The organism is Rhizobium sp. 862_C5_N1_2 (genome assembly GCF_051811205.1).
Lineage (GTDB): Bacteria > Pseudomonadota > Alphaproteobacteria > Rhizobiales > Rhizobiaceae > Rhizobium > Rhizobium leguminosarum.
In genome coordinates this window covers 1,309,990-1,327,281 of record NZ_JBPWPT010000001.1, presented here as the reverse complement: position 1 = coordinate 1,327,281, position 17,292 = coordinate 1,309,990, and the positions used below count along the sequence as shown (strand labels likewise).

Here is a 17,292-nt window from a genome sequence, read left to right as displayed (position 1 = left end):
GTTCAGCGCACCTGATCGAGCAGACGCTTGCATTCCAGGAGGTCGTAGAGCGCCTCCTGCAGCAGCGCCCTGTCTTCCTTGCCGACGCTCGACTTGCCGATCGAGACTTCCTGCTCGTCGTCTCCAGCGACGAAATTGAAGAACCGGCGGGTGATCGGCGGCTTGGCGCGGCCGACAATCTGGTCTTCGTCGGCCATGCCGACGCGCGGTTCCCCGCCAGCCGTATCCTGCACGCCCGACGCAAGCGCCTCGACGCTGGCGAGGTCGCCATGACCGACTGATATGACGAACTTGTTGCCGTTGGTCTTCAGAAGCTTCTGCACACCCTTGATCGTATAGCCATGATCATAGAGCAAATGCCGGATGCCCTTGAGGAGATCCACATCTTCCGGCCGGTAGTAGCGACGGCCGCCGCCGCGCTTCATCGGCTTTATCTGGGGGAAACGCGTCTCCCAGAAGCGCAGCACATGCTGCGGCAGATCAAGATCGTCTGCGACTTCGCTGATAGTGCGAAAGGCATCGGGGCTCTTGTCCAACGTCATACTGCTACGCGACCTCGCGGCTCGATCCAACGGCGACTCATCATATTTCAACGGTTTGGCGCCGACAATTCAAGTCATGTCTCGACGTTGCGCACAAGGATGGACAGTGCGAGAGAGAAAAAAACGCCGTTCCGAAACGAGATGCCGATATCAGGGAGCCGGATTCAGAGGCTTCAGCTTGATCTTGCGAGCGACATGCGCCTTGAGGATGCGCGTCTTCAGCACGTTCGACGCCTTGAAGGTCATGACCCGGCGGGGGGAAATCGGAACCTCCTCGCCGGTCTTCGGATTGCGGCCGATTCGCTCGTTCTTGTCGCGCACCTGAAAGGTGGCAAAGGAAGAAAGCTTGACGGTTTCACCACGCACGATGGCGTTGCAGATCTCGTCGATGACGGTTTCGACCAGTTCGGCAGATTCGGTCCGGGACAGCCCGACCTTTCGGAAAACGGATTCCGCCAGGTCTGCTCGCGTCACTGTCTTTCCGGTCATGGTTTCCCCGCCCATACAAAATATTTTGTGAAATCGCACGAAGAGTATTTGTCTTGCGCCTTACGGTCAAGCTCTTGTTCGCCGCCAGTTTTTTAGGATTCGTGCCTACCAGCGCAGCAGAACCGCACCCCAGGTAAAGCCGCCGCCCATCGCTTCGAGCATCACCAGGTCGCCCTTCTTGATGCGGCCGTCGCCGGCAGCGGTCGCAAGTGCCAACGGGATCGAGGCGGCCGACGTATTGCCGTGCAGATCGACGGTGATGACCACCTTCGCGGCATCGATGTTCAGCTTCTTCGCCGAACCGTCGATAATGCGGCGATTGGCCTGATGCGGCACCAGCCAGTCGAGGTCATCGGCGGTGGTGCCGGTCGAATCGAATGCCGCCTGGATAACGTCGGTGATCATGCCGACAGCGTATTTGAAGACCTCGCGGCCTTCCATGCGCAGCTTGCCGACAGTGCCCGTCGTCGACGGTCCGCCATCGACATAGAGCTTTTCCTTGTGCGAGCCGTCGGAACGCAGATGTGCGGTCAGCACGCCGCGATCGGCAACGGTGCCCTCGCCTTCGGTCGCTTCGAGTATGATCGCGCCGGCACCGTCGCCGAAAAGCACGCAGGTGGTGCGGTCGTTCCAGTCGAGAATGCGCGAAAATGTTTCGGCGCCGATGACCAGAACGCGCTTGGCAAGCCCGCCGCGGATGTAGGCATCCGCTGTGGTAACCGCATAGACGAAACCGGTGCAGACGGCCTGGACGTCGAAGGCGAAGCCATGGCTCATGCCGAGGCGGTTCTGGATGTTGACCGACGTTGCGGGAAACGTGTTGTCCGGCGTCGAGGTGGCGCAGATGATAAGATCGATATCGGCAGGCGTCAGGCCGCCATTGGCAAGGGCTGCGCGTGCGGCGGCCTCGCCGAGCGACGCCGTCGTTTCGTCATCGCCGGCGACATAACGCTGGCGGATGCCGGTGCGCTGGACGATCCATTCGTCCGATGTGTCGACGATGGCCTCCATGTCACGATTGGTTATCACGCGCTTCGGAAGCGCTGCTCCGAACCCGCGAACCACTGAACGGATCATCTTTGATTGAACCCCATCGCTCATGCCGCTTCCGGGCCCATCGGGGGCAGCCGCTTGGCGTGATATTTCTTAAGATCGTTTTCTATTTTCTGATTGAGGCCGTTCTTGGCCATGTCGTAACCGACTTCAATGGCGGCGGCGATGCCTTCGGCATTCGCCCCGCCATGGCTTTTGATAACGATGCCGTTCAACCCGAGAAACACGCCGCCATTGACCTTGCTCGGATCGAGCTTCTCGCGAAGCATGTCGAATGCACTTTTGGCGAACAGGTAGCCGATGCGGGCCAGCAGCGTGCGCGACATGGCGGCACGCAGATATTCGCCGATCTGCTTGGCGGTGCCTTCAGCGGTCTTGAGCGCGATATTGCCGGAAAATCCTTCGGTGACGACGACGTCGACTGTGCCCTTGCCAAGGTCGTTGCCCTCGACGAAGCCGGAATATTCGAGCGAATCGATGTTCGCCTCGCGTAACAGCCGGCCGGCTTCCTTGACCTCTTCCTGGCCCTTCATCTCCTCGACGCCGACGTTCAGAAGGCCGACCGTCGGCCGTTCGACCTCGAAAAGCGCGCGCGCCATGGCGCCGCCCATCAGGGCAAAATCCATCAGCTGCTGCGCGTCGGCGCCGATCGTCGCGCCAACATCGAGCACGATGCTCTCACCCTTCAGCGTCGGCCAGATCGCAGCGATCGCCGGACGCTCGATATTGGCCATGGTGCGCAGACAGAATTTCGCCATCGCCATCAGTGCGCCAGTATTGCCGGCCGAGACCGCGACATCGGCGTCACCCGTCTTCACCGCCTCGATCGAGCGCCACATGGTGGAGATATAGCGGCCACGGCGCAGCGCCTGGCTCGGCTTTTCATCCATGGCGACGGCAAGCTCGCAGTCGTGAAAGAGCGATTTTTCCTTGAGTTTCGGAAACTTGGCGAGAACCGGATCGCACTGTTCCTTGAGACCATAGAGAACGAAGGAAATATCCGGATGCCGATCCAGCGCCTTGGCGGCGCCAGGGATGACAACTTGGGGACCAAAGTCGCCACCCATGAGGTCGAGAGATATTCTGATCACGCGTCCCTGATCCTTCTTTCCGCCGAGGGCGAAATTTCGGCCAAAATACCGGTTTTGGCGTCGCTTACAACTGAATTGTGTCAAATGCCAGAGGAGCTTCAGTCCTTTTTCCAGTCCTTGAGGGCTGCGAAAGCCGAGGGCTTTTTGTCCCTCTCGCCGCTATCCTCGATATGGCCGTCGAACTCAATGCCCTCCTTGCGCGGATAGGGATCGATCGCGAGAGCGGCGAATTCGGCAACCACCTCGCCGGCATCGATCGTATCGCCGACAAAGGTCTCAGGCAGATCAGGACCGTCGGGATCGAGCAGCATCTCGCCGGCGTCGTTGCCGGCCTGGCGGGCAAGCTTGGAACCCTCCGGCACGAAGATCTGCTCGAAGCTCTCGTCGATGGCGGATTCCACCGGCTCCAGCGTCACGACGCAGGACTGGACGATCTTCGCCTGCACGCGGCCCTTGATGCGCACACCGTCGCGCTTCCAGCGGGCAATCTGCAGATCGGCGCTGAGATCGTCGACGGAGACGACGTTCCAGGTCTCGGCAAGCGCCTTCAGTTCGCTGGTGTCGGCCTCGACATGGACTTCGACGGGGTTGGCCGAGATGTGGCCGACCTTTACTTGATAGGAGAAGGGAACATCGTCCCGAGCGTTCTTCATCGTTTCCTCCTTCAGGCGACCGCCGGGAGCGTTACCGATCCGGTGGTGATCACCTCTTCGGGGACGGCGGACAGATGCGATTCTGCGGCCATCATCCATCCGGCGAGGCCGGTCATATCGGCAGGCGCCGAGGTTTCGGGGTAGATATTGCGCTGAAGAGCGACAGCGAGGGCTTCGGCATCGCCTGTGTCCATCGCCTTCGAATAGGCCTCGAGCCGGCCGTAAAACATGCCGGCGAGCTTCTTCATGCGCTTTGGCACGCTGTTGTCGCCGATGCCGAGTTCGCGGATCGAATAGTCGATATCCTGGAAGAAAGCGTCGACGATCTCCTGGGCGATCTCCTGGCCGCTGGTGGCGGAAGCACGTGTGCGGCGAAAAAACAGAATCATCGCAATCGACAGCATCTCGAAACGGCCCATGACCGTATCCGGCACATTGAGCCGCTCATAGATCTCCGGCATGCGCGCGGCGGCCGTCAGGGCCGCATATTGCCTGTCGACGATCGCCTGATTGTTGTTTTTCTTGCGGAAGAGCCCGAAGATCATTGTTTTTTCCGGAAATGCCTCATTCTTCATGCCGGCCGGCGTCTGGCCTTGTTGCATGATTTCGAAAGCTGGTTTACCGAAGCAGGCGCGAATTGCAATGCCGATCATGGCCTGTTTCGGGACGACGCCTTCGATGCGTCAGCGAAGCGAATTCGGGAAATTCGACCCGGAATGGCCACAATGGTTTTGCAGGAGGAAAGCGTGCAAGGCCCCAAATGGCTGCTATCGACACTCAAGGGAGTAGATGTCGTTGAATAAACGGTATTTCAAGTCTGACGTGAAATTCTTCAGCAGCGCGGCCATTGCCTTCATAATCGCCTCCACCACCGCTCTCTCCGGTTGCCAGACCAGCACCGTGCTCAATGGCGGCTACGTCGCCGACCAGCAGTCGCTGAACCTCGTTCCGGAAGGCTCCAGCCGCGAGCAGGTGCTGCTTTCGCTGGGCACCCCGTCGACGACGGCGACCTTCGACGGCGAAGTCTTCTATTACATCTCGCAGCGGCGCACGCGTGCCGTCGCCTTCCAGAAGCTGAAGGTCGTCGATCAGAGCGTTCTGGCGATCTATTTCGACAAGGACGGCGTCGTCAGCCGCCGCGCCAACTATGCGCTGCAGGACGGCAAGGTGTTCGACACGATCGGACGCGTCACACCGACCGGCGGCAAGGAGCTCACCTTCCTGCAACAGATGCTTTCCGGCGGCAGCGCCGCGAGTGCTGCCCGCAGCCTGTTCGGCGGTGGCGCCGGCGGCACGCCGCAGAACCCAAGCAGCCTGCGCTGATCGGACACGCCTCATACGAAAAACCCGCCGGATCGCTCCGGCGGGTTTTTTACTGCATGATTCCTTAAATCGGAGTCGATTTAAGGATAACATCATGCAGCCATTCAAAGTGTTACAGCGTCCTTTGCGCGTCTAGAAAGACGCGCGGCGCTGTAATGGCCTCTGCTTCGGCGTGAAGTGCACCACGCCAAGGCGGCGTTGTTTATCCGGCGAGAACGGCAAGCAAGAGCAGCGCGACGATGTTGGTGATCTTGATCGCCGGGTTGACGGCAGGGCCGGCGGTATCCTTGTAAGGATCGCCGACGGTATCACCGGTGACGGAGGCCTTGTGTGCATCCGAGCCCTTCATGTGGCGCACGCCGTCCTTATCGACGAACCCGTCTTCGAAGCTCTTCTTGGCATTGTCCCAGGCGCCGCCGCCCGATGTCATCGAGATAGCGACGAAGAGGCCGTTGATGATGACGCCGAGCAGCGATGCGCCGAGGGCGGCAAAGGCGGAGGCCTTGGAACCGGAGATGAGAAGAACGCCGAAATAGACGACGATAGGCGCCAGCACCGGCAGCAGCGACGGCACGATCATCTCGCGGATGGCGGCCTTGGTCAAAAGGTCGACCGCCCTGCCGTAATCCGGCTTTTCCGTGCCTTGCATGATGCCGGGCTTTTCCTTGAACTGACGGCGCACTTCCTCGACGATTGCGCCGGCAGCACGGCCGACGGCGGTCATGGCGATGCCACCGAAGAGGTAGGGAATGAGACCTCCGAAGATCAATCCCGCCACCACGTAAGGGTTGGAAAGATCGAAGGAAATTTCGCCGATGCCGGCGAAATAAGGGAACTTGTCGCCATTCGCTGCAAAATATTTGAGGTCGTAGGAGTAGGCAGCGAAGAGAACCAGGGCGCCGAGACCGGCGGAGCCGATGGCATAACCCTTGGTGACGGCCTTGGTCGTATTGCCGACGGCATCGAGCGCATCAGTGGATTTGCGCACCTCCGGCGGCAGATGCGCCATTTCGGCGATACCGCCGGCATTGTCCGTCACCGGTCCGAAGGCGTCGAGCGCGACGATCATGCCGGCGATGCCGAGCATCGCCGTGACCGCAATACCGGTGCCGAACAGGCCGCCGAGCTGGTAGGTGGCGAGAATGCCGCCGACGATGACGATCGCCGGCAGCGCCGTCGATTCCAGTGAGACGGCTAGGCCCTGGATGACGTTGGTGCCATGACCGGTGACCGAGGCCTGGGCGATCGAGACGACCGGACGCTTGCCCGTGCCGGTATAATATTCGGTGATCACCACGATCAGCGCAGTGACGACGAGGCCGACGATGCCGCAGAAGAAGAGGTGCGCGCCTGATATGTCGGCGCCTCCGACGGAACCGATCGATCCCCAGCCTATGGTGAGCGAAGTGGCAGCACCAAGTCCGACGATCGACAGTAGGCCGGTGACGATGAGGCCCTTGTAGAGAGCGCCCATGATCGAGCCGTTCGAGCCGAGCTTGACGAAGAAGGTGCCGATGATCGAGGTGATGATGCAGGCGCCGCAGATCGCCAGCGGATAGACCATCGCAGACTGGAGGATCGGCGCGCCGGCAAAGAAGATCGCAGCGAGAACCATGGTAGCGACGACTGAGACCGCATAGGTCTCGAAAAGGTCGGCGGCCATGCCGGCGCAGTCGCCGACATTGTCGCCGACGTTATCGGCAATCGTTGCCGGGTTGCGCGGATCGTCTTCGGGAATGCCGGCTTCCACCTTGCCGACCAGATCGCCGCCGACATCGGCGCCCTTGGTGAAGATGCCGCCGCCGAGACGGGCGAAGATCGAGATCAGCGAAGCGCCGAAGCCGAGCGCCACCAGCGCATCGATGACTTCGCGCGAGCCGCTCTCATGGCCGAGCCCGACGGTCAAGACCGTATAGTAGATGGAGACGCCGAGCAGCGCCAGGCCAGCCACCAGCATGCCGGTGATCGCACCCGACTTGAAGGCGATGTCGAGGCCGGCGGAAAGGCTGACGGAAGCCGCCTGGGCGGTGCGCACATTGGCGCGGACGGAAACGTGCATGCCGATGAAACCGGCAGCACCGGAAAGCACGGCGCCGATCAGGAAGCCGATCGCGGCCTCGGCGGAAAGAAGCAGCCAGGCTAAAACGAAAACAACAACGCCGACAATGGCAATGGTTTTGTACTGGCGCGTCAGATAGGCTTGAGCGCCTTCGCGGATATAACCCGCGATCTCCTGCATGCGGCTATTGCCCTGATCGGCGGCAAGCACCGACCGGGTTGCCCAGGCGGCATAAACCACCGAGAGCAGACCGCATGCGATTACGCATAAAAGAATCGTCATTTCGCTCTTTCCTCCCATAGGCCGGAGATCACTCCTTCTCCGGCAGATACGCCGCCGAATCGCCTTCCTCTCCACAGAAATGCCACAGCTAAGCGTTGCGGAGATTGCGTGGTCGATCACGTGGCGTCAAGACCGCAACGGGCGAAAACCATTGCGGTGCGAAGAAAGAAGCGGGAGGACTATTTGGCGGCGAAAGACTTATTTCTTCGCCTCGCCGCGAACCTGCTTTGCGATGCGGTCGAGCACGGCGTTTACGAGCTTCGGCTCGTCGTCATCGAAGAAAGCCTGGGCGATCTCGACATATTCGGTAACGATGACCGCCACCGGAACGTCCTTGCGGTCGGTGATCTCGAAGACGCCGGCGCGCAGGATGGCGCGCACGGTGCTGTCGAGGCGCGACAAGGCCCAATCATCCTGCAGGGCTGCGGCAATCAGCGGATCGAGGCGGACCTGATCGCGCACGACGCCGGAGACGATGGAACGGAACCAGGCGGCATCGGCCTTCAGATAGGTCGCGCCGTCGAGTTCCTGGCCAAGACGGTGCGCCTCGTATTCGGCTACGATCTCCAGAACGCCGGTGCCGCCGACATCCATCTGATAAAGTGCCTGAACGGCAGCAAGACGGGCAGCGCCCCGCTGGTTTGCAGTCTTGACCGGCCGTTCCGTCTTGTCGTCGTTCATTCGTTATGCACCCAGTTTCTGCTTCAGCTCGATCATGGTCAGAGCTGCACGAGCGGCAAATCCGCCCTTGTCCTTGTCCGAGCGGCGCGCGCGCGCCCATGCCTGTTCGTCGTTTTCGACGGTCAGGATGCCGTTGCCGATGGCAAGGGACTCGCTGACCGCGAGATCCATCAAGGCGCGCGAGGATTCATTCGACACGATATCGAAGTGATACGTCTCGCCGCGAATGACCATGCCGAGGGCGACATAGCCGTCATAATGCGTTCCGCCATTGTCGTCTCCATCGAGCGACATGGCAATCGCCGCCGGAATTTCCAGTGCGCCGGGGACGGTGACGACCTCGAAGGTGGCGCCGGCCTCTGTCAATGCGAAGGTCGCGCCTTCGAGCAGGGCGTCGGCCATGTCGTCGTAGAAGCGGGCCTCAACGATCAAAATATGGGGAGCGGTCTCTCTCGACATGGTTCACCTTCGGTTGGCGGGACATTTTCCCACTCGGCAGCCCGCGGTCAAAACATGCCTTCGTCCGAATGGCAAGCAATTTCGCCCGATGCCGCAATACGAAAGAGGAAATATCTGCAAGGGGATAGCACCACCACGGATCCACAGCTGGGCAAGCTTCCAAAACCGACTTTCCGCGATGCCTCGAAAGCGGCAATTCGAAGGCAGTTTTCATGAACAATTCTTAACGTATTTTCAGTGGCTTAACCCATTGAATCGCGGAAGGGAGAGCGCCAATTCCATGTCGTGACGCAGACGATCCCCTGCAACGACAGCCGACCGTCTAAGCAGATGAAAGGATACAAATCATGCACCGCGTTCTCACCATCACCCTCGCTGCCGCCCTCTCCTCCCTCGCCTTTGCCGGCGTCAGCCGGGCCGAAAGCCTCGGAATGAACACCCCTCAAGGCATCGAACAGACGCTCAGGGGTTTCCAGGGCAATGATTTCAATGTCCAGGAGGTTTACAACTGGCGCAACTTCGACGACGAGACGAGCGGCCCACACTCGGCACCGCTGCGCTCCGGCGAGGCTATCCGTGGCATCCAGGCGTCGATCGATGCCAACAGGTCGCTTGCCCACCGTCTCAACAATGAAGGTGTCAACATTCGCAATGTGGTCAACGCCGAGCAGGCGGCCGATGGAAGCATAACCTTCTACGTTCGTTGACGGCTCCAGCGCATAACCTCGAAAATCGGAACGATCTTCGGGGGGTATGCGTGGGTCGAAGTGATAGAGCGTCCTTCACGCGTCCTATCGACGCACGGCGCTCGAAGCATGGGCGGCGGTCTCCTCTCCGCCCATGCTGGGGATATCAGAGATAAGCATTGAATTTTCCTGGGATGACGGCTTCTCTTGCTGAAACAGGAGGACGTCATGGCAACGGAACCGAAGGCGGTGATCAATCCCGCCGATCTCAAGCTCGACCACTGGAAACAGGGCGAGCTCTATGAAAGCACCGACACCTCTTTCGGTGCGCTTCTTGGCTTGGCCAGCCTCGGCGTCAGCTACAACGAGGTACCTCCCGGCAAATCAGGCTGCCCCTTCCACAACCACCATGTCGAAGACGAGCTCTTCTATGTGATCGCGGGCTCTGGCGAATATCGCTTCGGCGACGCGCGCCATGTTATCAAGGCGGGCGACGTGCTCGGCGCGCCGGCCGGCGGGCCTGAAACGGCGCACCAGATCATCAATACCGGCACGGCGACACTCGTCTATCTCGGCATTTCGACAATGGCGAGGACCGAGATCGTCGAATATCCCGATTCCGGAAAGTTCCTTGCCAAAACGAACTGGGCAGCCAAGACCAACAGGGACAATACAGAAACCAAGCGCTTCCGTCATATCGGACGGCCGGAAGGCGATCTCGACTATTGGGACGGCGAGCCCGGCGCCTGAGGACACGTTATTTCACAAGGACCCGATGTGACCGACATTCCAACCCTCGAAACGGCGCGGCTGACGCTTCGCCCTCACCGCCTCGACGATTTCGACGCGCATGCGGCACTATGGGCGGACGAGGATGTCGTGCGCTTCATCACCGGCGTGCCATCGACACGCGAGCAGAGCTGGAGCCGCATGCTACGCGTTGCCGGCATGTGGCATCATATGGGCTTCGGTTTTCTGGCGATCGTCGAAAAGGGGAGCGGCCGGTTCATCGGCGAAGCGGGCTTCCTGGAAGCCCGGCGCGAGATGGAACCCTCGATCGAGGGGACGATGGAGGTCGGCTGGGCGCTGATGCCCTCGGCGCACGGCCGCGGTTATGCCACCGAGGCGCTGACCGTCCTGATCGGCTGGGCGGAAACGCATTTCCCGGGTAAACCGATGAGCTGCATCATCAGCCCCGAGAACCAGGCCTCGCTGCGGGTTGCGGCCAAGCTCGGCTTCCGCGAGACGGCGCGCACCCAGTACAACGGCGATATCATTCAATTTTCGCGTTAGAGCGTCGGACGTCGATTCCGATTTTCGACGGTTATGTGCTGGGGAACTCAGCCAACCGGGCGGCATAACGCGCCATAGTGTCGACTTCGAAATTGACGAAATCACCGGCCCTGCGCTCGCCCCAGGTGGTGACCTCAAGCGTGTGCCGGATGAGCAGCACGTCGAAATCCGTGCCGTCGACGGCATTGACCGTCAACGAAGTACCGTCGAGTGCAATCGACCCCTTGGGGGCGACGAATTTCGCCAGATGTTCGGGCGCGCGCAGGCGGTAGCGCGTGGCGTCGCCCTCTGCTGTTACCGAGAGGATTTCCGCCTTGCCGTCGACATGGCCGGAAACGATGTGACCGCCGAGTTCATCCCCGATCTTCAGCGACCGTTCAAGATTGATGCGGCTGCCCTCCTGCCAGTTGCCGATCGTCGTCAGTCGCAGCGCCTCTTCCCAGGCCTCGACCTCGAACCAGCGGCCGTTGCTTCCCTCGGTCGGAAGTCCAGTGACAGTCAGGCAGATGCCGGCGTGAGAGATCGAGGCGCCCATATCGATGGTTGAGGGATCATAGGCGGTCGCGACCCGCAGCCGGATACCTTCCTTCAGCGGGGAAACGGATTCGACCGTGCCGACATCGGTGACTATTCCGGTGAACATCAAAGCCCTCTTTCGTATTCGTCCAGGCGATCGCCGCCGAACATCAGCGTGCCCGTATGGGCAAAACCCGATGGTATGTCGGTTGCATCAAGCGGGGATTCAATACCACCCTCGCCAATCATAACAGGCGCCTGATAAAGCTGGATGCGATCGACGAGGCCAGCCTCGAGGAAAAGCCGCGCCGTCTTTGCACCGCCCTCGACCAGAAGCGAGGAAATACCGCGCGTCGCGAGTGCCGGCAGCAGGACTTCCGGATGGTAGGGATTGCAATGGACGACCTCGACGCCGGCGGCCTCGAGGGCTGCGCGGCAAGATTCCATCTCTGTGGATGCGATATCACCCTCTGCCTGCGACAATGATCCTTCCTCACTCGTAACCACGATGACTGGCACCTCCCGCGCCGTCCCGACGAGTCTGCTGGTCAGCGGCAATGCCAGGGAAGGATCGAGGACGATGCGGATCGGCGATTGTGATTCAAGACCTGGCGAGCGCGCAGTCAGCAGCGGATCATCCGCAATCGCGGTACCGATGCCGACCAGGATGGCATCGGTTTCGGCGCGCAGCGCCTGCACCTGGGCGCGGGCCTCCGGGCCTGTTATCGCCACCTGCCCTGCCCCCTGGCGGCCGATCATGCCATCGGCGGAAACGGCAAGTTTGAGAGTCACATAGGGCCGGTTCTTCGTCTGGCGGGTGAGATAGGCGGCAAGCGACTGCCTGCCCTCCGCCTCCAGCACGCCGGCGTCCACCTCTATGCTAGCTTCGCGCAGCCTGGCGATGCCGCGGCCGGAGACCCGCGGATCGGGATCGGTGACGCTGATGACGACGCGGGCAACACCATAGGCGATCAGCGCCTCGGCGCAGGGCGGCGTCTTGCCGTGATGCGAGCAGGGTTCGAGCGTCACATAGGCGGTAGCGCCGCGGGCGAGCGCGCCGGCTTCAGAGAGCGCCTGCGTCTCGGCATGCGGGCGGCCGCCGAGGGCGGTCACGGCACGGCCGACGATGACGCCGTCCTTGACGATCAGACAGCCGACGGAAGGATTGGTGGCGGTGCGGCCGAGATGCCAGCGCGACAGACGGATCGCCGCCGCCATGAAACGTTCGTCATGCGGCGTGATGCTCATGGCTCACCTGTCCAGCGGGTCGCGGGCGATCTTGGCGTTGATTTCGGAAATAACCTTCTCGAAATCCTCGGCAAGCGAGAAATCCCGATAGACCGAGGCATAGCGCACGAAGCCGACATCATCGAGGCTCTTCATGGCTTCCAGCACCTGCAGGCCGATCTGCTCGGAGGAGATCTCGGTCTCGCCGGAGCTTTCAAGCCGGCGGACGATACCGGAGACGGCGCGCTCGATGCGATCGCGCTCGACCGGGCGTTTGCGCAGCGCCACCTCGAAGGAGCGCACCAGCTTGTCGCGGTCGAAGGGCACTTTGCGTCCGGTCTTCTTGATGACCATCAACTCGCGCAGTTGCACACGTTCGAACGTGGTGAAGCGGCCGCCGCAATCCGGACAGATACGCCGCCGGCGGATGGACGTGTTGTCCTCCGCCGGGCGCGAATCCTTGACCTGGGTATCTTCCGAACCGCAATAGGGGCAGCGCATCCCTACTCCTTATCCCATGTAGCCGTACATGGGGAAGCGGTCGGTGAGGTTGACCACCTTGCCGCGCACAGCGGCTTCGACGGCAGCGTTGCCTTCATCGGAATTGGCGACCTTCAGCCCGTCGAGGACCTCGACGATGAGATTGCCGATCTCGCGGAATTCAGCTTCCTTGAAGCCGCGGGTCGTGCCGGCCGGTGCGCCGAGGCGCACGCCCGAAGTAACGAAGGGCTTTTCCGGATCGAAGGGAATGCCGTTCTTGTTGCAGGTGACGTAAGCGCGGCCAAGCGCTGCCTCGGCGCGCTTGCCGGTGGCGTTCTTCTTGCGAAGGTCGACCAGCATCAGGTGGTTGTCGGTGCCGCCGGAGACGACGTCAAGGCCACCCGATATCAGCGTTTCGGCCAGCGCCTTGGCGTTCTTGACGACCTGGGCGGCATAATCCTTGAATTCAGGCTGCAGCGCCTCGCCGAAGGCCACAGCCTTGGCGGCGATAATGTGCATCAGCGGGCCACCCTGCAGACCGGGGAAGACGGCCGAATTGAACTTCTTGGCCAGATCCTCGTCATTGGTGAGGATGACACCACCGCGCGGGCCGCGCAGCGACTTGTGGGTCGTCGTCGTCGCGACATGGCAGTGCGGGAATGGCGACGGATGAACGCCACCGGCAACGAGGCCGGCAATATGCGCCATGTCGACCATGAGGTAGGCGCCAACCGAGTCGGCGATCTCGCGGAAACGCTTCCAGTCCCAGATGCGGGAATAGGCAGTGCCGCCGGCGATGATGAGCTTCGGCTTGGTTTCCTCGGCCTTGCGGGCCACTTCATCCATGTCGAGCAGGTTGTCGCCTTCGCGCACGCCGTAGGAGACGACATTGAACCACTTGCCGGACATGTTGACCGGCGAACCATGCGTGAGGTGGCCGCCCGAATTCAGGTCGAGACCCATGAAGGTGTCACCCGGCTGCAGCAGCGCCAGGAACACCGCCTGGTTCATCTGCGAGCCGGAATTCGGCTGAACATTGGCGAAATTGACGCCGAACAGCTTCTTGGCGCGCTCGATCGCCAGTTCCTCGGCGATATCGACGAACTGGCAGCCGCCGTAATAACGCTTGCCGGGATAACCCTCGGCATATTTGTTGGTCATGATGGAGCCCTGGGCTTCCAGCACGGCGCGGGAGACGATGTTCTCAGAAGCGATCAGTTCGATCTCGTGCCGTTGGCGACCGAGTTCCTTTCCGATCGCGCCGAAAATGTCGGGATCGACGTCCGCAAGCGAGCGATTGAAGAAGGATTCGGTGGAAGCATTGGTCATGGGCGGGCTCCTCAACTGGAATGCGCTGAGGTATTAGCCTTCCGCCGTGGCGAGGGCAATACGAAGAACGACATTTGCTGAGCAAAGCGCGCGCTCTCGCTCTTTTGTGGTCGCACCGGCCGATCCTTGGCGACGACATCGAGGAGCGTCTCCTCGGACATAAAAAAACCGCGCCCGAAAGCGCGGTTCTCAAATCACGATGCAAAGGTCGCCGCTTACTGGACCGGCTGTTCCATGCCCGCCGTGGTGTCGAGCGCCAGCTCGGCATTGCCGTCCATCTGATAGATGTCGTCGCGGAACTGGACGATGCCGTCGGGCATGCCCCAGGCAGAGATGTAAACGAAATAGACAGGAACTTCCGCAGCGAGCTTGATCGGCGTGTTGACGCCGGTTGCAATCACCTGCTCCATCTGCTGGCGGCTCCAGCCGGGGGTCTCGCGCAACAGCCAGTTCGTCAGGTCGCGGACGTTCTGAACGCGGACGCAGCCCGACGATTCAAAGCGCATCAGCTTGTTGAACAGGCCCTGCTGCGGCGTGTCGTGCATATACTCGCCGTTCTTGTTGTAGAAGTTGATCTTCGTCGAGGCCATGGCGTTGATCTTGCCGGGGTCCTGACGGAACATCAGATTTGGCGCCTCGCCGTTCCAATCGACGGTTTCGGGGGCGACTTCATTGCCCTTGCCGTCGATCAGGCGGATGGCGTTCTTTTCGAGATAGGTCGGATCCTTGCGCATCAGCGGCATGATGTCTTTTTCGACGATCGAGCGCGGCGCCGTCCAGTAAGGATTGAGGATGACCTCGTAAATCTTCGAATTGACGAGATGCGTCGGGCGGCTCAAGCGGCCGACAACCGCGGTGTGGCGCGTCGCGACACTGCCGTCTTCGACAGCCTCGACATAAGCGGCCGGGATGTTGACCATCAGGTGACGGCGGCCCATGTCTTCGGGGAAGGTCTGCAGGCGGATCAGATTGGTGTTCAGCTGCTGCAGGCGGACATCGGCAGGAATGTTCATCGCCTTCAGCGTGAATTCGCCGAGAACACCATCGGACGGCAGACCGTGGCGGGCCTGGAAGCGCTTGACGGCGCCATCGACATAGGAATCGAAGGCGTTGGACATGCCGGCTTCGCGCGGCAGGTCGCCGGTGATCGCAAGGCGCTGGCGCAGCGCCTGGACGGAAGGAGAGCTAACGCCGAGCTGCAGGCGCTGGTCACCGGGGTTGACCTCAGGCCAGCCGCCGGCTGCGGCGATCTGCTGATACTGCATGATCGCCTGCTGCGCGCTCGCAACCGACTGCGGGCCGAGGATCGGCGTGTTGGAAACCATGGCGGTCGCCGTGCGCGAAGCCGCCTTGGCGTCAAACTGGTCGTCCCAGTTGCCGCGGCGCGGCGCATTGATCAGCGTATCGAGCGCCGATTGCGCGAATGCCGGCGCAGCAATCGCGCTGGCGCCAACCGTTGCCGCGGACGCAAGGAATGCGCGGCGAGAGAGAGCTTCAATTCCGTTTTTCTTCGACATAGTCCCAACCACTGACTGCGGCGATAAAGAGATGCCGCGGGCTCTTTGCGATATCACTGCGCTTTAACGCAGATCCCAGTCCATTCGTTGTCCCGGCGCATCAAAAAATTCCGCTTGCCCCATCACAAGATTGCGATGCGACAGCCAGCATTCCTGATCGGTCCATTGAAAGCGCCGGTTGTTAAGCCTTCCGCTGCCACACCAATATGGCCAATTCGTGTTGCCGGGTGGGTAGAAGGACTGCCGGCTACCGGAAACACGACACAACGAACCATATGACGGGGTAAAGCGTGCCGGTTAATAACGGCTAAAAAACGGCTTGAATACCGGGCTTTGCGCTTGCCTGCCATGCGTTGCAAAGATGCCACGCGGATCAAACGGCAAATCGGACGTGCAGGGACACGTCCGATTTTCTGCAACCCTGGAAGGAGGTCAGGGGTCTTAGAGACGGTACAGGATCTGATCGTTCCAGAAACGGTCCAGACGCTGGAGCAGCTTGTTCATCTGCGTGAACTCGTCGGTGCCGATGCCGCCGACCTTGTCGATCGAGGCGATGTGGCGTTCGTAGAGCTTGGCCACCGTTTCGGCGATGTCCTGGCCGGTTTCGGTCAGGCTGATGCGGACCGAGCGGCGGTCGATGCGCGAGCGCTGGTGGTTGATGAAACCGAGATCGACCAGTTTCTTGACGTTGTAGGAGACGTTGGAGCCGAGATAGTAGCCACGCGAGCGCAGCTCGCCGGCGGTCAGCTCGGAGTTGCCGATGTTGAAAAGGAGCAGCGCCTGGATGGCGTTGACATCGCTGCGACCCTGACGGTCGAATTCGTCCTTGATGACGTCGAGAAGACGACGGTGCAGACGTTCAACGAGGTGAAGGGATTCCATGTAAAGATCACGGATGTCATGATCCTGCTGGTCACGGAAGTTCGATACCGCCTGCGGCTTAATTTTCGTGTTCATATTGACTGCCTCACTGTTTGTTTGGCGGTGTGTTTTCTTCCCGCCTTGAGTGAGACCCTATCGAATACATATAAAATTCGACTTAAACCGCAGGCTTAACGGAGCCTTACCGCTAACCCCACGTTGTCTCAGGGTAAATCAACACTTACCTGGCGGCGGTGCCGGCGCTTTTCCAGCCACAGCAGCAGGCGGAAAATCCAGTAGACGACGGCGACCATGAGATGCAGCAGGATGATCAGCTGGTTGGGTCCGAAAATATCCGGCAGCAGGCCATACATGAGGATCTGCCCGCCGGCGGCCAGCACCCAGATGACCGGTCCCCAGGAGACGGTGAGCCAGAGGCCGAGGGAGGCGACGGGGAAGAGCACGGCGAGGCTGGTGCTCGCCACCTTCCACGGCAGGCTCAAAAGATCGAAGCGGCCGGCGCCGACCAGCGAATAGCCGACGAGCATCGCCCAATATTGCAGGCCAAACCAGAAGCAGGATACGGCAACCAGCCTCAGGAAGAGAATGAAGAGGATATCCGCCAGTGTGCGTTTCGGTATCGTCGGGGATTCGGTTTCCATAGCGCAGACATCGGTTTGGGGTTGCATCTTCACAAGGGCGCCCGCGCGTCTGACACGACGCGCCAGGGACGCTCTATAACATCGAGTTG

The 17,292-nt window shown here is 60.8% G+C and carries 20 protein-coding genes; 4 read left to right on the top strand and 16 right to left on the bottom strand.

Going from position 1 to position 17,292, the window contains the following annotated elements; all coding sequences use genetic code 11:
- Window positions 1-2: 2 nt before the first annotated feature.
- The 6 genes from ACD590_RS06725 to ACD590_RS06700 form a co-directional block, all read right to left on the bottom strand.
- Window positions 3-542 (bottom strand): MerR family transcriptional regulator, encoded by a 540-nt coding sequence (locus tag ACD590_RS06725; RefSeq protein ID WP_018447481.1) that lies wholly within the window; start codon window positions 540-542, stop codon window positions 3-5.
- Between the two features lie 150 nt (window positions 543-692).
- Window positions 693-1,031 (bottom strand): integration host factor subunit alpha, encoded by a 339-nt coding sequence (locus ACD590_RS06720; protein ID WP_018241528.1) that lies wholly within the window; start codon window positions 1,029-1,031, stop codon window positions 693-695.
- Between the two features lie 105 nt (window positions 1,032-1,136).
- Window positions 1,137-2,108 carry a beta-ketoacyl-ACP synthase III gene (locus ACD590_RS06715; protein ID WP_047621648.1) on the bottom strand — a complete coding sequence of 324 codons (972 nt, stop codon included), beginning with the start codon at window positions 2,106-2,108 and terminating at the stop codon, window positions 1,137-1,139.
- Between the two features lie 20 nt (window positions 2,109-2,128).
- On the bottom strand, window positions 2,129-3,175 hold the full coding sequence (gene plsX, locus ACD590_RS06710) for a phosphate acyltransferase PlsX (RefSeq protein WP_020397442.1): 1,047 nt from the start codon (window positions 3,173-3,175) through the stop codon (window positions 2,129-2,131).
- Between the two features lie 98 nt (window positions 3,176-3,273).
- Window positions 3,274-3,828 (bottom strand): YceD family protein, encoded by a 555-nt coding sequence (locus tag ACD590_RS06705; RefSeq protein WP_018241525.1) that lies wholly within the window; start codon window positions 3,826-3,828, stop codon window positions 3,274-3,276.
- A gap of 11 nt (window positions 3,829-3,839) precedes the next feature.
- Entirely contained in the window at window positions 3,840-4,481 is a 642-nt protein-coding gene (locus ACD590_RS06700; RefSeq protein ID WP_018241524.1) for a ubiquinol-cytochrome C chaperone family protein, read from the bottom strand.
- Between the two features lie 136 nt (window positions 4,482-4,617).
- On the opposite strand from ACD590_RS06700, the gene ACD590_RS06695 reads away from it, so the two are divergent.
- Complete coding sequence (locus ACD590_RS06695; protein WP_003547220.1) at window positions 4,618-5,151, top strand: outer membrane protein assembly factor BamE; 534 nt, start codon at window positions 4,618-4,620, stop codon at window positions 5,149-5,151.
- A gap of 202 nt (window positions 5,152-5,353) precedes the next feature.
- Here the strand turns inward: ACD590_RS06695 and ACD590_RS06690 are convergent, their stop codons facing one another.
- The 3 genes from ACD590_RS06690 to ribH form a co-directional block, all read right to left on the bottom strand.
- The gene (locus ACD590_RS06690; RefSeq protein ID WP_130652156.1) at window positions 5,354-7,492 is read right to left on the bottom strand and encodes a sodium-translocating pyrophosphatase; all 2,139 of its coding nucleotides are present in this window, start codon (window positions 7,490-7,492) and stop codon (window positions 5,354-5,356) included.
- Window positions 7,493-7,690: 198 nt separating this feature from the next.
- Entirely contained in the window at window positions 7,691-8,173 is a 483-nt protein-coding gene (gene nusB, locus ACD590_RS06685; RefSeq protein ID WP_018241520.1) for a transcription antitermination factor NusB, read from the bottom strand.
- A 3-nt stretch (window positions 8,174-8,176) separates the two neighbouring features.
- Window positions 8,177-8,632: a 6,7-dimethyl-8-ribityllumazine synthase gene (ribH, locus tag ACD590_RS06680; RefSeq protein ID WP_018241519.1), complete on the bottom strand. Its 456-nt coding sequence runs from the start codon at window positions 8,630-8,632 to the stop codon at window positions 8,177-8,179.
- Between the two features lie 347 nt (window positions 8,633-8,979).
- Between ribH and ACD590_RS06675 the strand changes: the two genes are divergently transcribed.
- From ACD590_RS06675 to ACD590_RS06665, 3 genes are all read left to right on the top strand, one after another.
- Window positions 8,980-9,339: a hypothetical protein gene (locus ACD590_RS06675; RefSeq protein ID WP_028733638.1), complete on the top strand. Its 360-nt coding sequence runs from the start codon at window positions 8,980-8,982 to the stop codon at window positions 9,337-9,339.
- 207 nt (window positions 9,340-9,546) lie between these two features.
- Complete coding sequence (locus ACD590_RS06670; RefSeq protein ID WP_130652155.1) at window positions 9,547-10,068, top strand: cupin domain-containing protein; 522 nt, start codon at window positions 9,547-9,549, stop codon at window positions 10,066-10,068.
- Window positions 10,069-10,095: 27 nt separating this feature from the next.
- On the top strand, window positions 10,096-10,611 hold the full coding sequence (locus ACD590_RS06665) for a GNAT family N-acetyltransferase (RefSeq protein ID WP_028733637.1): 516 nt from the start codon (window positions 10,096-10,098) through the stop codon (window positions 10,609-10,611).
- Window positions 10,612-10,642: 31 nt separating this feature from the next.
- Here the strand turns inward: ACD590_RS06665 and ACD590_RS06660 are convergent, their stop codons facing one another.
- The 7 genes from ACD590_RS06660 to ACD590_RS06630 form a co-directional block, all read right to left on the bottom strand.
- Entirely contained in the window at window positions 10,643-11,254 is a 612-nt protein-coding gene (locus ACD590_RS06660) for a riboflavin synthase (protein ID WP_026188350.1), read from the bottom strand.
- On the bottom strand, window positions 11,254-12,375 hold the full coding sequence (gene ribD / locus ACD590_RS06655) for a bifunctional diaminohydroxyphosphoribosylaminopyrimidine deaminase/5-amino-6-(5-phosphoribosylamino)uracil reductase RibD (RefSeq protein WP_018241514.1): 1,122 nt from the start codon (window positions 12,373-12,375) through the stop codon (window positions 11,254-11,256). Before ribD ends, ACD590_RS06660 begins: the two co-directional genes overlap by 1 nt.
- Before the next feature lie 3 nt (window positions 12,376-12,378).
- Window positions 12,379-12,855 (bottom strand): transcriptional regulator NrdR, encoded by a 477-nt coding sequence (gene nrdR, locus ACD590_RS06650; protein WP_003547190.1) that lies wholly within the window; start codon window positions 12,853-12,855, stop codon window positions 12,379-12,381.
- 9 nt (window positions 12,856-12,864) lie between these two features.
- Window positions 12,865-14,163 (bottom strand): serine hydroxymethyltransferase, encoded by a 1,299-nt coding sequence (gene glyA / locus ACD590_RS06645; protein ID WP_003547182.1) that lies wholly within the window; start codon window positions 14,161-14,163, stop codon window positions 12,865-12,867.
- Between the two features lie 215 nt (window positions 14,164-14,378).
- Window positions 14,379-15,680 (bottom strand): L,D-transpeptidase family protein, encoded by a 1,302-nt coding sequence (locus ACD590_RS06640; protein WP_018241513.1) that lies wholly within the window; start codon window positions 15,678-15,680, stop codon window positions 14,379-14,381.
- A gap of 441 nt (window positions 15,681-16,121) precedes the next feature.
- Window positions 16,122-16,637, bottom strand: coding sequence for a transcriptional regulator LdtR (ldtR, locus tag ACD590_RS06635; protein ID WP_018241512.1), 516 nt, complete (start codon window positions 16,635-16,637; stop codon window positions 16,122-16,124).
- 128 nt (window positions 16,638-16,765) lie between these two features.
- On the bottom strand, window positions 16,766-17,203 hold the full coding sequence (locus ACD590_RS06630; protein WP_018447468.1) for a DUF6163 family protein: 438 nt from the start codon (window positions 17,201-17,203) through the stop codon (window positions 16,766-16,768).
- Window positions 17,204-17,292 lie beyond the last annotated feature (89 nt).

What these genes read in the sequence shown, in the direction of transcription:
- ACD590_RS06725 (WP_018447481.1), bottom strand. Translation starts at nt 542, where the DNA reads ATGACGTTGGACAAGAGCCCCGATGCCTTTCGCACTATCAGCGAAGTC.
- ACD590_RS06720 (WP_018241528.1), bottom strand. Translation starts at nt 1,031, where the DNA reads ATGACCGGAAAGACAGTGACGCGAGCAGACCTGGCGGAATCCGTTTTC.
- ACD590_RS06715 (WP_047621648.1), bottom strand. Translation starts at nt 2,108, where the DNA reads ATGATCCGTTCAGTGGTTCGCGGGTTCGGAGCAGCGCTTCCGAAGCGC.
- ACD590_RS06705 (WP_018241525.1), bottom strand. Translation starts at nt 3,828, where the DNA reads ATGAAGAACGCTCGGGACGATGTTCCCTTCTCCTATCAAGTAAAGGTC.
- ACD590_RS06700 (WP_018241524.1), bottom strand. Translation starts at nt 4,481, where the DNA reads ATGATCGGCATTGCAATTCGCGCCTGCTTCGGTAAACCAGCTTTCGAA.
- ACD590_RS06695 (WP_003547220.1), top strand. Translation starts at nt 4,618, where the DNA reads ATGTCGTTGAATAAACGGTATTTCAAGTCTGACGTGAAATTCTTCAGC.
- ACD590_RS06690 (WP_130652156.1), bottom strand. Translation starts at nt 7,492, where the DNA reads ATGACGATTCTTTTATGCGTAATCGCATGCGGTCTGCTCTCGGTGGTT.
- nusB (WP_018241520.1), bottom strand. Translation starts at nt 8,173, where the DNA reads ATGAACGACGACAAGACGGAACGGCCGGTCAAGACTGCAAACCAGCGG.
- ribH (WP_018241519.1), bottom strand. Translation starts at nt 8,632, where the DNA reads ATGTCGAGAGAGACCGCTCCCCATATTTTGATCGTTGAGGCCCGCTTC.
- ACD590_RS06675 (WP_028733638.1), top strand. Translation starts at nt 8,980, where the DNA reads ATGCACCGCGTTCTCACCATCACCCTCGCTGCCGCCCTCTCCTCCCTC.
- ACD590_RS06670 (WP_130652155.1), top strand. Translation starts at nt 9,547, where the DNA reads ATGGCAACGGAACCGAAGGCGGTGATCAATCCCGCCGATCTCAAGCTC.
- ACD590_RS06660 (WP_026188350.1), bottom strand. Translation starts at nt 11,254, where the DNA reads ATGTTCACCGGAATAGTCACCGATGTCGGCACGGTCGAATCCGTTTCC.
- ribD (WP_018241514.1), bottom strand. Translation starts at nt 12,375, where the DNA reads ATGAGCATCACGCCGCATGACGAACGTTTCATGGCGGCGGCGATCCGT.
- nrdR (WP_003547190.1), bottom strand. Translation starts at nt 12,855, where the DNA reads ATGCGCTGCCCCTATTGCGGTTCGGAAGATACCCAGGTCAAGGATTCG.
- glyA (WP_003547182.1), bottom strand. Translation starts at nt 14,163, where the DNA reads ATGACCAATGCTTCCACCGAATCCTTCTTCAATCGCTCGCTTGCGGAC.
- ACD590_RS06640 (WP_018241513.1), bottom strand. Translation starts at nt 15,680, where the DNA reads ATGTCGAAGAAAAACGGAATTGAAGCTCTCTCTCGCCGCGCATTCCTT.
- ldtR (WP_018241512.1), bottom strand. Translation starts at nt 16,637, where the DNA reads ATGAACACGAAAATTAAGCCGCAGGCGGTATCGAACTTCCGTGACCAG.
- ACD590_RS06630 (WP_018447468.1), bottom strand. Translation starts at nt 17,203, where the DNA reads ATGGAAACCGAATCCCCGACGATACCGAAACGCACACTGGCGGATATC.